The sequence below is a fragment of the Acidiferrobacteraceae bacterium genome (assembly GCA_037388825.1).
Classification (GTDB): domain Bacteria; phylum Pseudomonadota; class Gammaproteobacteria; order Acidiferrobacterales; family JAJDNE01; genus JARRJV01.
On sequence record JARRJV010000018.1, the window covers coordinates 19,875 to 33,579 of the forward strand.

The 13,705-nt window shown below is 61.7% G+C and carries 15 protein-coding genes; 7 read left to right on the top strand and 8 right to left on the bottom strand.

Annotated features, from left to right (window positions below; translation table 11 throughout):
- Positions 1–31: 31 nt before the first annotated feature.
- The 4 genes from P8X48_04825 to modA form a co-directional block, all read right to left on the bottom strand.
- Positions 32–643 carry a peroxiredoxin-like family protein gene (locus tag P8X48_04825; GenBank protein MEJ2106641.1) on the bottom strand — a complete coding sequence of 204 codons (612 nt, stop codon included), beginning with the start codon at positions 641–643 and terminating at the stop codon, positions 32–34.
- Between the two features lie 117 nt (positions 644–760).
- A complete protein-coding gene (gene modC / locus P8X48_04830) occupies positions 761–1,828 on the bottom strand; it encodes a molybdenum ABC transporter ATP-binding protein (GenBank protein MEJ2106642.1) in 1,068 nt (355 codons plus the stop codon).
- The gene (gene modB / locus P8X48_04835) at positions 1,825–2,496 is read right to left on the bottom strand and encodes a molybdate ABC transporter permease subunit (protein ID MEJ2106643.1); all 672 of its coding nucleotides are present in this window, start codon (positions 2,494–2,496) and stop codon (positions 1,825–1,827) included. The genes modC and modB overlap by 4 nt, the downstream gene beginning before the upstream one ends.
- Positions 2,493–3,239, bottom strand: a complete 747-nt coding sequence (gene modA / locus P8X48_04840) for a molybdate ABC transporter substrate-binding protein (GenBank protein ID MEJ2106644.1) — start codon at positions 3,237–3,239, stop codon at positions 2,493–2,495. The genes modB and modA overlap by 4 nt, the downstream gene beginning before the upstream one ends.
- Before the next feature lie 149 nt (positions 3,240–3,388).
- On the opposite strand from modA, the gene P8X48_04845 reads away from it, so the two are divergent.
- The gene (locus P8X48_04845) at positions 3,389–4,171 is read left to right on the top strand and encodes an SDR family NAD(P)-dependent oxidoreductase (protein ID MEJ2106645.1); all 783 of its coding nucleotides are present in this window, start codon (positions 3,389–3,391) and stop codon (positions 4,169–4,171) included.
- 3 nt (positions 4,172–4,174) lie between these two features.
- Here the strand turns inward: P8X48_04845 and P8X48_04850 are convergent, their stop codons facing one another.
- From P8X48_04850 to P8X48_04860, 3 genes are read right to left on the bottom strand one after another with little or no spacing between them, the layout of a single operon-like run.
- A complete protein-coding gene (locus tag P8X48_04850; GenBank protein MEJ2106646.1) occupies positions 4,175–4,522 on the bottom strand; it encodes a 4a-hydroxytetrahydrobiopterin dehydratase in 348 nt (115 codons plus the stop codon).
- Between the two features lie 8 nt (positions 4,523–4,530).
- Positions 4,531–4,821, bottom strand: coding sequence for a hypothetical protein (locus P8X48_04855; protein ID MEJ2106647.1), 291 nt, complete (start codon positions 4,819–4,821; stop codon positions 4,531–4,533).
- A 28-nt stretch (positions 4,822–4,849) separates the two neighbouring features.
- A complete protein-coding gene (locus tag P8X48_04860; protein MEJ2106648.1) occupies positions 4,850–6,100 on the bottom strand; it encodes a M48 family metallopeptidase in 1,251 nt (416 codons plus the stop codon).
- An 82-nt stretch (positions 6,101–6,182) separates the two neighbouring features.
- Between P8X48_04860 and orn the strand changes: the two genes are divergently transcribed.
- Positions 6,183–6,731, top strand: coding sequence for an oligoribonuclease (gene orn / locus P8X48_04865; GenBank protein ID MEJ2106649.1), 549 nt, complete (start codon positions 6,183–6,185; stop codon positions 6,729–6,731).
- A 138-nt stretch (positions 6,732–6,869) separates the two neighbouring features.
- Positions 6,870–7,844, top strand: coding sequence for an LPP20 family lipoprotein (locus P8X48_04870; GenBank protein ID MEJ2106650.1), 975 nt, complete (start codon positions 6,870–6,872; stop codon positions 7,842–7,844).
- Here P8X48_04870 and queG read toward each other — a convergent pair.
- On the bottom strand, positions 7,841–8,908 hold the full coding sequence (gene queG / locus P8X48_04875) for a tRNA epoxyqueuosine(34) reductase QueG (protein ID MEJ2106651.1): 1,068 nt from the start codon (positions 8,906–8,908) through the stop codon (positions 7,841–7,843). The two genes, P8X48_04870 and queG, sit on opposite strands and share 4 nt — an antisense overlap.
- 19 nt (positions 8,909–8,927) lie before the next feature.
- On the opposite strand from queG, the gene P8X48_04880 reads away from it, so the two are divergent.
- The 4 genes from P8X48_04880 to P8X48_04895 all read left to right on the top strand — a co-directional run bounded on the left by P8X48_04880 (position 8,928) and on the right by P8X48_04895 (position 13,700).
- Complete coding sequence (locus P8X48_04880; protein ID MEJ2106652.1) at positions 8,928–10,442, top strand: NAD(P)H-hydrate dehydratase; 1,515 nt, start codon at positions 8,928–8,930, stop codon at positions 10,440–10,442.
- Entirely contained in the window at positions 10,435–10,923 is a 489-nt protein-coding gene (tsaE, locus tag P8X48_04885) for a tRNA (adenosine(37)-N6)-threonylcarbamoyltransferase complex ATPase subunit type 1 TsaE (protein MEJ2106653.1), read from the top strand. Before P8X48_04880 ends, tsaE begins: the two co-directional genes overlap by 8 nt.
- A complete protein-coding gene (locus P8X48_04890) occupies positions 10,920–12,251 on the top strand; it encodes an N-acetylmuramoyl-L-alanine amidase (GenBank protein MEJ2106654.1) in 1,332 nt (443 codons plus the stop codon). The genes tsaE and P8X48_04890 overlap by 4 nt, the downstream gene beginning before the upstream one ends.
- Positions 12,252–12,338: 87 nt before the next feature.
- Positions 12,339–13,700, top strand: coding sequence for a sodium-dependent transporter (locus tag P8X48_04895; GenBank protein ID MEJ2106655.1), 1,362 nt, complete (start codon positions 12,339–12,341; stop codon positions 13,698–13,700).
- Positions 13,701–13,705 lie beyond the last annotated feature (5 nt).

Below are 13,705 nucleotides of genomic sequence, written 5' to 3' on the forward strand. Positions count from 1 at the left end.
CTCGTCGGTCACGGCATACCCGGGCAGGAAGCTATCCGAGGATGATCATTTCCTCGTCTTCATCCTCGACCGGGACTTCATCTTCGGCGGAAACGGGTTCCGTGCCATATTGTTTGGCGGCAAAGGTCTCGAGGATTTTCACCGGGATGTGATCGGCGGCGTCCTTGCCATAGTAGATTCCCTTCACCTTCAAATCGGGAGAGATCAGAAAATCAGCGGGCATCTGTGCGATCTTGCCGCGCATGCGCGGCATGAAACCGAGCATCATGGCCCGCATCATGGTCGGCATGCGCATCACCATGCTCGCCATCAGTCCGGCAAACGACGAGCGAACGTTATACAGCTGGTAGACAGTTGTATCGGGATCGGCGATCAGCGGGAACGGCCGTTGTTTCTTGCCGATGTACTTGACGATACGGTCCTGAGGCGAGCTGAAGAAGGCGAGCATCACAAGTCCTTTCTTCTTCAGATCGGGATAGCGGCGGGTGAGTTCGTACACCCGCAGATTGCAGAACGGGCAGGTTGCATCGCGAAAGAATGACAACAGGATGTTTTTTCCACGCAGTGATTCCAGCGTATATATATTTCCGTAGATGTCCTCGACTTTGAAATCCGGCGCGCGTTGCCCCAACCTAATCTTCATTCTCCGCCCCCGTTTGTGAATTGCACGACTGCCCTCTGCACTACATAAAGTATAGGAGTGGACAACGGAATTGGCTGGTGTTTTGGCAAAATTACCGGTCAAAAATCCGGACGGATCCTAGTCCAGCACCGCCACGCTTTTGATCTGGGCGAAGGTATGAGCTCCGGGTGACAGTCCGAGTCGCGCCACGGAACGGCGGGTAATGCGGGCCAGCAAGATGTCCTTGCCGGTACGCAGTCGCACCATTGTCTGGGCCGGACCTTCATCGGCGAGGGACTCGACTTCAACGGGGATGATGTTCAGGATGCTGCTGAGCCGGGGTGGTTCTGCCGTCAGGCTGACGTCGCGCGCGAGCACACGCAGGCGAATCCGGCGTCCCACAGGAAGGTCGGGGCGGGGCACCCAAATGTCTGTGCCGGCAAGCTCCAGACTCGACAACTGAAATTCCTCATCGTGTCCGGATACGGTGGCCTCGATGATGGACTCGGCGGTATCACCGTGGGCAAGGGAGAGATCCGTACGCGTCAGCAGTTCGCGCACGGGGCCGGAGGCAACAATACGGCCCGTTTTCATGAGCAGCATGTGATCCGCCAGGCGCGCGACCTCATCCGTGGAATGGCTCACGTAGATCAGTGGCAATGCGAGGCGTTCGTGCAGGGAGTCGAGGTAGGGGAGGATTTCGTTCCGGCTCGCCTGATCCAGTGCCGCCAGGGGTTCGTCCAGCAACAACAGGCGTGGGCTGGCGAGGAGGGCGCGACCAATGGCCACGCGCTGGCGTTCCCCACCCGATAGCCTGCCGATACCGCGCGGGAGCAGGGGTTCAAGGGCAAGCAACCCGGTGACTTCGTCAAATTCGATGCGCCGGTCGGCGGACGGAACGCGGCGGTAGCCGTACTCCAGGTTTGCGCGTACGGAGAGATGAGGAAACAGGTTTGAATCCTGGAACACATAGGCGAGTGCGCGCCGATGCGGCGGTACGAAATGCTTTTGGTCCTGCCAGGTCGTGCCGCCCACACGCAGCATGCCGTTGCGGCAGGGCTCCAGGCCGGCGATGGACCGCAGCAGGGTCGTCTTTCCGCTGGCAGATGGTCCGAACAGGGCGGTGACGCCGGAGGCGGGGGCCGTAAACTCGGCGTCGAGGACGAATTCGCCGCGGGTGAGTCTGAAGCGGGCCTCGATACTCATGGCTTCCATGTCCTGGCGCGCCGGTTGAGCGTGTAGACCACAATCAGCAGCAACAAAGAGGTCACAAGCAACAGAGCGGCAAGGGAATGGGCACGGCCATAGTCCAGGGCCTCGACGTGATCGTAGATGGCGATGGACACCACCCGTGTGCGGCCCGGAATATTGCCGCCCACCATGAGTACGACGCCGAACTCTCCCAGGGTATGGGCAAAGCTCAGGGCGGCGGCGGTGAAATAGGCGGGACGCGCGAGCGGAAGGGCGACGGTAAAGAAACGGTCCAGCGGTCCGGCGCGTAGCGTGGCGGCCGCCTCCAGTGGCTGGCTGCCCAGAGCGGAAAAGGCATCGCGCAGTGGCTGCACGGCGAACGGCAGGGAGTAGACCAGCGAGCCGATCAGCAAACCTGTGAAGCTGAAGGCGAGCGAAGGCAGGCCCAGGCCCGCCAGCGGGCCATGTGGCCCGAGGAAGAGCAGCAGGTAGAAACCCAATACTGTTGGTGGCAGTACGAGTGGAAGCGCCACCATTGCATCGGCGACGGGACGCGCGCGGTGCGCGGTGCGCGCCAGCCACCAGGCAACTGGCGTAGCCAGTGGTAACAACAGCAGTGTGGTCAACAGGGACAACTCCAGCGTGATGCGCAGGGCAGTGAGGTCGTCGCTCGTGAAAATCACGGCAAACCTCCGGGTGTGTCGTAGCCGCGATCACGAATGATTTTTTTGGCGTCCTCGCTTCCCAGATACGACAAGAAGGCACGCGCCGGCACGGTGGCCTGGATCAGTATCGCCTGCTGCTCGATCGGGGGGTACAGCGATTGCGGAATCAACCAGTAGGACCCGGATGTCTTGTGACCGTGACGATACAGCTGGGAGAGGGCGATGAAGCCCAATTCGGCATTCCCGCCGGCGACGAACTGGTAGGTCTGGGCAATGTTCTCGCCGTAGACGAGCCGCGATTGAAGCACCGACCACAGGTTCAGTTTCTGCAGCACCGCGCGCGCGGCGGCGCCATAAGGCGCAAGCCGTGGATTGGCGAGGGCCAGGTGCGAGAATGCCTCGCCATGTAGCACGCCCCCCTGGTCATCGACGAACCCGGGTCGCGGACTCCACAACGCCAACCGGCCTCGCGCATAGGTGAAACGCGATCCGCGAATGCCATCTCTCGATTCCTCCAGCAGGCGTGGGCGGCGGACATCGGCGGCGAGAAACAGATCGAAGGGCGCGCCGTTTCGAATCTGCGCGTAGAGTTTGCCGGTGGAACCGGGAATCATATGGACCCGATAGTGATATGCCAGCTCAAAGTGATTCGACAGGACACGTAGTGTGGACACAAAGTTCGATGCCACAGCGATGCGGACGGCATCTCTCTCCCCGCGGGCGCTTCCCGGGAGCCCGACCAAGAACAACACTGCGGCCATGGCGCAATTGCGGAAGATGCAACTCATGTTTGGCGCACAGTTCATTCCGCTATGGTAAATGCTGGGATGGCGTAGTGACAGCTATGCCGCGTTGAAACCGCGTTGGGGTATGAGTACGCTTGAGACACGGGGTGGCGACAGATATCAGTATGGGAAAAAAGGTCTTGATCACGGGGGCGCGCGGTGGTTTCGGCCTAGAGGCAGCGCTGATGCTGGCGCGACGCGGCCACGAAGTAATTGCCACCGTCCATCACGAAAAGAACATTGCGACCGTGGAGGCCGCCGCCTCCGCGGCCGGTGTCTCCCTGGCCGTGGAGAAGCGTGATATTCTGGTCCCGCACGACCGGGAAGCCATGCTGGCACACGAACCCGACGTACTGGTCAACAACGCCGCCGTTGGTGAGTCCGGTCCCCTGGTGGAGGTTCCGCCCGAGCGTATCCGTGGTGTGGTTGAGACCAACGTCTTTGCCACGATCTACCTCACCCAGGCCTGCCTGCGCGCCATGATCGATCGTGGTCACGGCACGGTAGTGATTGTGAGTTCGCTTGGCGGGCGTCTGGCCATGCCGATGCTGGGTCCCTATGTGATGACCAAGTTCGCGCTGGAGGCGGCGGTGGATGCCCTGCGCCTGGAGCTGCGGCCGTTCCCGGTCGACATCAGTCTGATTGAACCCGGTGCCCATGCCACCGGATTCAACGAGAAGATGCAGGCGAAGAAATATGAATGGATGGGCGCGGATTCGCGCTACCGCGATCATATGAAGACCGTGCACTTCTGGGAACAGGTCACCTTCCGCACGCAGATGGAAAATCTGGCACCGGTGGCGCGGCAGGTCGTGCGCGCGGTGGAGGCACGTCGGCCACGGGCACGCTACGCCACGCCGTGGTGGCAGGGCCTGGGGGTGCGCGTCCTGCGTGCCTTTGGCTGGTAGGGCCTATTCCCCGATCAGGCCGTTGACCTTGGCCGCGCAGATGAAATCATTGACGGACAGGCCCTTGATGGCATGGGTGCTGTAACGCACGTCGCAGGTCTTGTACCCGACCTCGAAATCGGGGTGATGGTCTTCCACATGGGCGATCCACGCCAGTGCATTGACGAACGCCATGGTCTCGTAGAAGTTTTTGAAAATATAGGTACGACTGATCTCCTTGCTGTCTCCGGAGATGGTCCAGCCGGGCGTCTGCCGGAGAAAGACCTCGGCATCGTCCCGCGTCAGTGGCTCGACGCCACCCTCGCAGGCCTGGCAGCGCATGCGTTTGAGATCGGACGTCTCTTCAGCCACGGATCCTCCTACTTCTCAAAGTGATAGAACTGGTCGTTCAGATACTTCACGACATCGGTAACCTGGTCGGGCTTGAAATGGGCACCCGTGTTGTTGCTGCACATCTGAACCCGCTTTTCCAGGGCGCCCGCATCGGTGATCTTGCGGTCGCTGCGGGAGTAGACCTCGGTGCCGTGGCAGGCGGTGCAATGGGCCTTGACCAGCTTTTCTCCCTTGGCGGCATTGCCCAGGAGCACGCTGTCGGCTTGCGCCGTGGCGGTCAGTCCGAAAACCAGAATTGCCAGCAGGAACTTGTTCATCGTGTGCCTCCATTCACCTTGCGGTGGGTCAATGGCGTTGTTGAAGATGGGCGATGCGTACCGGTGCCGGGGGATGGCTGTCGTAGAAAATGGAATGCAGCGGGTCCGGGGTCAAAGTCTTGGCATTCTCGCTGTAGAGCTTGACGAGGGCGTTGACCAGGTCCCCGGCGTTCGCATGGCGACTGGCGAAGTCGTCAGCTTCGAATTCGTGCTTGCGCGAACCCCAGGCCATGAGCGGGCTGAAAAAGAACATGAACACCGGCATGGAAAGAATGAACAGAGCCAGGCCGATGTGGTTGATGTGGTCGGGCACGGTATGCATCCCCAGGCCCGTGTAGAACCACGCCTGTTGACCCAGCCAGCCCAGCAGGGCCAGTCCCGCGAAAGACAGACCGAAGGAAAGAGCGATGCGCTTGGTGATGTGATGCAGTTTGAAGTGCCCCAGTTCATGGGCCAGCACGGCTTCCACCTCAGGCGCGGAAAGGCTCTTCAGCAGGGTGTCGAAGAACACCACGCGCTTGCTGCGACCAAGGCCCGTGAAGTAGGCATTGCCATGGGCGCTGCGCCGCGATCCGTCCATGACGAAAATCCCGCGGCTGCGGAAGCCCGTACGTTTCAGCAGGGCCTGGATACGATCGCGGATCCCGCCTTCCTGTAGCGGCGTGAAGCGATTGAACAGGGGGGCGATCAGGGCCGGATAGGCCCACACGGCCAGCAGATTGAAACCGCTCCACAGGAACCAGGTGTACAGCCACCATCGGCTGCCGGTGTTGTTCATGAACCAGAGTACGGCGTAGAGCAGCGGTGTACCGATGACGAGCAGGAGCACTGCGTTTTTCGCGAGATCGGTCACGAAGGTTCCGATTGTGGTCTTGTTGAAACCGAAGCGCTGTTCAATGTGGAAGGTGTTGTACCAGCTGAAGGGCAGATCCAGCAGAGCGCCGATAATGAACAGGCTTAACAGGGTTGCGGTGCCCTGGATCAGGTTGCTGAATCCGCTGGTCGTCCACAGGATGTCGAGCCACTGCAGTCCGCCACCCAGGGTCCAGAGAAGCAGAATGACGGCGCTGTAGATGGAAGACACCATACCGATGCGGTTTCGCACAATGGTGTAGTCCGCAGCCTTTTGATGGGCATCCAGGTCGATGCGGTCGCGAAAGGCCTGCGGCACTTCTGCGCGATGGGCGCGAACATAAGCGATCTGGCGCCGGGCCAGCCACAGTTCCGCAGCCACCGACAGGGTCAGGAAAGCGAGAAAAATCAGGGAGAACGTATTCATGTCACGCGGATGGTATCATCAGAAAAAATCCCGGGCACCCCGGGAATCCCGTAGAGAGTGCCTGTAAATACCGGAGTCAAATATGCCGCAAGACGCCAATGCCCTCATCTGGATCGATCTGGAGATGACAGGGCTGGACACCATCAACGACCGGATTATCGAGGTGGCGACCATCGTCACGGACAGCGAGCTGAACGTCGTCGCCGAAGGTCCGGTGCTGGCGGTTCATCAAAGTGACGAGGTGCTGGCCGGCATGGACGACTGGAATACCAATACCCACACCAAAACCGGTCTCGTGGAACGGGTTCGTTCCTCGGCCCTGGACGAGGCGGAGGTTGAACGTCAGACGATCGTATTTCTTGCGGAGCATGTGGGCAAGAACAGGTCGCCCATGTGTGGCAACAGCATCTGCCAGGACCGACGATTCCTCGCACGTTACATGCCGGATCTGGAAGCCTATTTCCACTACCGCAATCTTGACGTGAGCAGCCTGAAGGAGCTGGCAAAACGCTGGAAACCGGAGATTCTGCCCGGCTTCACGAAACGGAACACCCATCGCGCCCTGGATGACATCCGCGAATCGGTGGACGAGCTGAAATACTACCGGCAACATTTTCTCTTGCCGGCCTGAGGCCGTCTGCCCATGGTTCCGGGCTTCCTATTCGTCCTGGTGTCGTGGGTCCAATTTGGTCTATACAAAAAAGTGTGACGGATGGGGCTGCACGAACTCGCAAGACTCTTACTATACGGTCAGCCGATGGAGACAAGAATGAAACGATTCGCAGCGACTTGTACCGTTCTCGCCCTGCTAAGCGCCTGTGCCTCACATGCCCCGCAACCCAAATGGACCCTGACGGGTCGCAGCGACGCCTATCCCGTGGCCGAATACCTCACCGGCACGGGGGTAGCAAACAAGCTGGCAGTCGCGCGCCAGCGGGCCCGATCCAATCTGTCAAAGGTCTTCGAAGTGGAAATCGACTCCGGCACCAAGAATGGTGGGCCGTACGCCAATGCCGCCATGGCCAAGGACATTATCAAGGACCATGACAAGAAGGTGATTCAGGGCATTCGCGTTGCCGAGACCTGGAAAAATCCGGAGACCCATGTGGCGCATGCCCTGGCGGTACTGTCACGCAAACAGGCGGCCGACAATCTGCGGGCAGAAATCACCCGGCTGGATGACAGTACGGACATCTGGTTGCAGCGTTCTCACGCCGACGCCGATGTCTTGCACAAGATCCGGTATGCGCAGCTGGCCCTGAATGCGCAGGTGGCGCGTGGCGCCTATGATCGTTCCCTGCGGGCCGTTGCGGTCGACAAGCAGGGAGTGAAACCGCGTTGGGAGCTTTCACTTCTGAATGACAATCTCGACGGTCTGGTCAAGCTGGTACGCGTACAGCCCCAGGTCCCAAACGATGCGGACCCCCGGTTGATCGAACAGGTCGAGCGAGCCCTGGCCCACGCCGGGTTCCTGGTGGATGCGGGAAAGGATGCGGATTTCGTACTGGATACACGGCTCAACTTCCAGGATCTGGGTTTTCGCGACAACTGGCAGTGGCAACGGGGCGTGCTGTCCGTGGTATTGAAGCAACGGGAAGGAAACACCGTGCGGGGCAGCTACCAATGGGCCATCAAGGCCGCCGGATCCAGTGCCAACGATGCGCGCGAACGGATCGTGAAACAGGTCGGGATGCTGCTGAACAAGGAATTGCGCGACGTAATCGTGCGTATCGCAACCCACTAGTCTCGCCGCACCTGGGCCCAGGCCACGTGTTCGCGTACCAGTGCCGAGGGATGGTTGGCGCGGTTCGCCAGGGCGGCATCGATCTCCAAGGACGGCCCGGCATTGCCCATCGCCACGGCGATGTTGCGTAACCAGCGTTCGTGCCCGATACGGCGGATGGCGGACCCTTCGGTCCGCGACAGAAACTCCCCCTCTGACCAGGCACACAGTTCCGCCAGTCGCGGTGCGTCCAGACCTTCGCGAGGCAGGAAATCGGTTTCCTCGGTCGGCCTTGCGAAGCGGTTCCACGGGCACACAAGTTGGCAGTCATCACAGCCATAGATGCGATTGCCCATCAGGGGTCGAAGTCCTTCCGGAATCGAGCCATGGTGTTCGATGGTGAGGTAGGAAATGCATCGGCGGGCGTCCAGGGTGTAGGGCGCAAGAATCGCGCTGGTCGGACACACGTCCAGACAGGCGTGACAGTCTCCGCAGTGGTTGCTGGCCGGTGTATCGACGGGCAGGGGTAAATCGGTATAGATCTCCCCGAGAAAGAACCAGGATCCGGCGTCGCGTGCGATGAGGTTCGTGTGCTTGCCGATCCAGCCCAGGCCGGCCTTTTCCGCCAATGCCTTTTCCAGAACCGGTGCGCTGTCGGTGAACACCCGGTAGCCATGGGCCCCGGCCGCCGCCTGCACGCGATCCGCCAGGGTTTGCAGTCGGCGGCGCAGGAGCTTGTGGTAGTCGCGCCCGAGGGCGTAGCGCGACACAGCACCCAGTTCCTTTTGTTCCAGGACCTCTTCCATGGATGTCACCTCCGGTGGCAGATAGTCCATGCGCGCCGAGATCACGCGCTGCGTGCCGGCGACGAGGTCCGCCGGACGGCTGCGCCGGGTGCCATGGCGTTGCATATAGTCCATGTCGCCGTGGTAGCCCGCTGCCAGCCATGCCAGCAGGTGTGACTCTGCCTGGGAGAGGTCAACATCGCTGATTCCCACCTGCTGAAAGCCCAGCTCTGTTCCCCAGGCACGGATTTGCTGGGCCAGGGATCGGGTCTCCAGGGTCGGATTTCTTCCGGATCGCATAAGCACCTATGATATAGCGATGTACGACCATGGCACAGGAGAGGGTCTGGGTCCGATTCCGCGGGCCCTGTACCGGGCCGATCAGACGCGGGAGCTGGACCGAATTGCCATGGAGGAATTCGGTCTGGGTGATGGCGCGCTGATGGAGCGCGCCGGCGCGGCCGCTTTCGCCTTCCTGCGCCGCCGCTGGCCGGGGGCGAAGCAGGTGGTGGTGGTGTGCGGGCGAGGAAACAACGGCGGCGATGGCTACGTTCTCGCACGCCTGGGGAGGGAAGCGGGCCTGACGGCACAGGTCCTGATGGTGGCGGGGGCGCCAAATTCAGGAGATGCGGCCAGCGCCCACGATCGTGCGCGGGCCGCGGGCGTCGCCATGGCCGACTTTGACGAGGCTGCCCTTGGAGGTGTCGACGTGATCGTGGATGCCGTACTGGGCACCGGTGTGGAACGGACCGTGGAGGGCGAGTGGGCCCGGGCCCTGGAGGCGATCGGCGAGGCCACGTCCCCGGTTCTGGCCCTGGATGTTCCCAGCGGTCTGCATGCCGATAGCGGGCGTGTACTGGGAACTGCCGTGCAGGCCGATGCCACCATGAGTTTCATCGGGCTCAAGGCAGGCCTGTTCACGGCCGATGGCCCGGACTGTGCCGGGCAGATCCTGTTCGATGATCTGGGCGTACCGGAAGAGATCTATCGGCGGGTGGACCCCTATGTCCTGCGCATCGGCCACGGTTCTCTGGATGGCGTGTTGCCGCGTCGGCGCCGCAATTCACACAAGGGCAGTTTCGGGACTGTGTTGGTGATCGGCGGCGGGCCGGGGATGCCGGGGGCCGCCTGTCTCGCCGGAGAGGCGGCCTACCGCGTCGGCGCGGGCAGAGTCCTGCTGGGTACCCACGGAAGCCATGCCCCTTACATCAACGCCATGCATCCGGAGCTCATCGGGCATGACCTGAGCGAACCGGATGCGCTTGCAGATCTCGCTCGTGTCGCCGATGTGATCGCTATCGGGCCGGGACTCGGTCAGTCGTCCTGGGCGCAACGATTGTTTGCGTGCACCCTGGAGTCAGATCGTCCCAAGGTCGTGGATGCCGATGCCCTCAACTTGCTGGCCCGCGAGCCGATGCAACGAGACGACTGGGTGCTGACGCCCCACCCGGGGGAGGCGGGGCGCCTGCTCGCCACCGCTACGGCATCGGTGCAGGCGGACCGCTACGGTAGTGCCGAGAGTCTGGCGCAGACCTACGGCGGCGTAGCCGTGCTCAAGGGGGCAGGCACGGTGGTGGCCGCCGCGGACGGGCTCAGCGTATGTGATCGTGGAGGTCCGGTCCTGGCCAGTGCGGGAACCGGGGATGTGCTCACTGGCGCGGTAGCGGGACTCCTGGCCCAGGGTGTGGCCCCGGCCCCGGCTGCGCGCATGGCGGTGTGGGTCCACGCCTGCGCCGGCGAGATGCTGGCCGCCGGAGGCGAGCGCGGCGGTCTGGCCCGCGAATTGTTACCCCTTTTGCGTGAACCCCTGCGGCAGCTGCAAACCCATGACTGATTCCCCATGGCAGCTGCTTGTGTTGACCGCCGGCGCCATGGAAGACCTGGGCATTGCCATGGCGCCGCACTGCGGGGCAGTCCGGCGGATCTATTTCCACGGCGAACTGGGCTGCGGCAAAACCACGTTGATCCGCGGCCTGTTGCGCGGGTTGGGGTTTGGCGGTGCTGTCCGTAGTCCAACCTTCACGCTGGTTGAGCCGTACACCATGGACGAGCGCGAAATCTTCCACTTCGACCTGTATCGCCTGAACGATGCCGAGGAACTGGAGTTTATTGGCGCGCGCGAATATTTGCAGGGAGAAGGCCTGTGCCTGGTGGAGTGGGCAGAACGGGGAAAGGGCTTTTTGCCTGCACCGGACGTGGACGTTATGATTCGCAAGGTGGAGGAAGGTCGCGAAGTGCAGTTCGAGTCGCGGAGTGAGGCAGGGGCAGAGTTGATCCGGGGCCTGGCGAGGAATCGCGGAGCAGCCGGCCAGTGAAGACCCTCGCCGTCTGTGTACTCCTGTTGGGGGTTGTGCTGCCGGTCCCGGCGGCGCAGGCGTCACCGGTTTCCGTTCAGAATGTCCGCAAGTGGCAGGCGCCGGACTATACTCGCCTGGTATTTGACCTGAGCGGGCCGGTGGAACAGAAGGTTTTTGCACTGCACGATCCGGAGCGGGTCGTCATCGACCTGCAGTCGGCCCATCTCAACCAGCCCTTGCCCAAGCTTCAATTCGATGGTCCCGTGATCGACAGCCTGCGCACCGGAGCTCACGATTCCGATCTTCGGGTCGTGGTCGACCTGAAGAAGCCCGCCCAGACCAATGCCTTTGTGCTCAAGCCCTATGGCCAGTATGGCTACCGCCTGGTCATTGATTTCAAACACACCGGGGCGAAACCGGATACGGCCGCGGCGAAACCGCAGCCGGTACCGAAATCGACGCCACCGCCTGCCCGCAAGGGGGATATCGTCATCGCTGTCGATGCCGGGCACGGTGGAGATGATCCCGGAGCCACCGGTCGGCGCTACCGCACCCACGAGAAGGACGTGGTTCTGGCCATTGCCCGGGATCTCGCGCGGCGCATCGACCGCGAACCGGGCATGCGTGCCTATATGACCCGTCGCGGAGACTATTTCGTGGGACTGGCCGAGCGCCGCCAGCTTGCGAAAGGTCACCATGCGGATCTGTTTATTTCCATTCACGCTGACTCACTGCCGGGAAGTCGTGCCCGGGGGTCCTCGGTGTATGCCCTGTCCCAGCGCGGCGCCACTACCGTTCAGGCCCGGGCCCTTGCCAACCGTGAGAATACATCGGACCTGATCGGTGGTATCGATGTGGGCCAGGAGGATCCGGTTCTCAATACCACGCTGGCGGACCTGATCATTACCTACACGGTGAAGTCCAGTCTGGAACTGGGGCGGGATATTCTCAGTCACTTGCGACCGGTGGGACATATCCATGTCGCCAAGGTAGACCAGGCCGCCTTCGCGGTACTGAAGATGGGCAGGATTCCGTCGGTGCTGGTGGAGACCGCGTTCCTTTCCAATCCTGCTGATGAGAAGCTGCTTCGGACCCGCTACTACCAGCGACGCCTCGCTGACGGGATCTTCAAGGGCATTCGCCAGTATGTACAACATAGCGGCCTGCGCCCGCGGCGGGCCGCCACCGTAACAGCCACCCGCCGATCGCGATTTCATGTCGTGCAAAGGGGCGAGACCCTGTCGGGGATCGCGCATCGATACCACCTGAAAGTCGACACCCTGCGTGCCGCCAACGGCCTGCGTGGCGATACGCTCATGGCCGGCGTGCGATTGAGAATTCCGTGACCGGATTGCCGATGGCGCAGGCTTTTCGCTATCCTTCGGCGCGAGCAATCACAATGACGAGACAAAACACCAAGGGGGGTTGCCTGTATGGCTGAGCGTCGCTCTTCGATCCACGGCGAATGGTCCTCGCGAATTGCGTTCGTACTTGCCGCCACGGGCTCGGCCGTGGGTCTGGGCAACATCTGGAAGTTCCCCTACATCACCGGCGAGCATGGCGGTGGTGCATTCGTGCTGGTCTATCTGATGTGTATCGCCTTCATCGGCATCCCCATCATGATGGCGGAGGTTCTCATTGGTCGTCGGGGCCGCCGCAGTCCGATCAACACCATGCGCGTGTTGGCGGAAGAAGAGGGCAAGAGTCGCTACTGGCAGTACCTGGGCTGGTCCGGAGTGATCGCCGGTTTCCTGATTCTTTCGTACTACAGCGTCATTGCCGGCATGGCGGTGGCCTACATTGTGCGCACGGCAAGCGGCATGTTCAGCGGTGCCACGGCACAGCAAGTGGCGAAGGTGTTCGCCGACTTCACGGGTGACCCGGAAAAGCTGTTTGCCTGGCACACCCTGTTCATGGTGCTGACTCTGGCGGTGGTCGCGCGTGGCGTGCGCAGCGGACTGGAACAGGCGGTACGATGGCTGATGCCGGCCCTGTTTATCCTGTTGCTGGTCCTGGTTGGCTACGCCATGAGCACCGCGGACTTCGGTGCCGGTCTCAGGTTCATGTTCGCGCCGAACTTCCACAAGCTTGACTGGAATGGCGTGCTCATCGCCATGGGCCATGCCTTCTTCACGCTCAGCCTTGGGATGGGAGCCATCATGGTGTACGGATCCTATATGCCCCATGGCGCGTCGATCGCCCGCACTTCGGTCGCGATTGCGTTCATGGATACCCTGGTGGCGCTTTTGGCAGGGATGGCAATTTTTCCGATCGTGTTTGCGAACGGCCTCGCGCCGGACGCGGGCCCGGGTCTGATTTTCAAGACCCTGCCGGTGGCCTTCGGCCACATGTGGGGTGGATCCTTCTTTGGCGTGCTGTTCTTCTTCCTTCTGACCTTCGCCGCCTGGACATCAGCCATTTCCCTGATCGAGCCGGCCGTGGCATGGCTGGTGGAAAACCACGGCATGTCACGAGTCAATGCCGTGGTATTCGCCGGGGGCATCAGCTGGGTGCTGGGGCTCGGGACGGTTTTTTCCTACAACCTGTGGGCACACAAGACCCTGTTCGGCAAGACCTTCTTTGACCTGCTCGACTATCTCACAGCGAACATCATGCTGCCGCTCGGCGGCCTTGCGATTGCCGTGTTTGCGGCGTGGGTCATGTCGCGCGGATCGACGGAAGAGGAGCTGGCTGTCAAGGCGCCGTGGGTCTACCGGCTCTGGCGTATCGTAACCCGGTACGTGACACCGGTCGCGATCACCATCATCTTCCTGAATGTTATCGGTGTGATCTGAGCGGG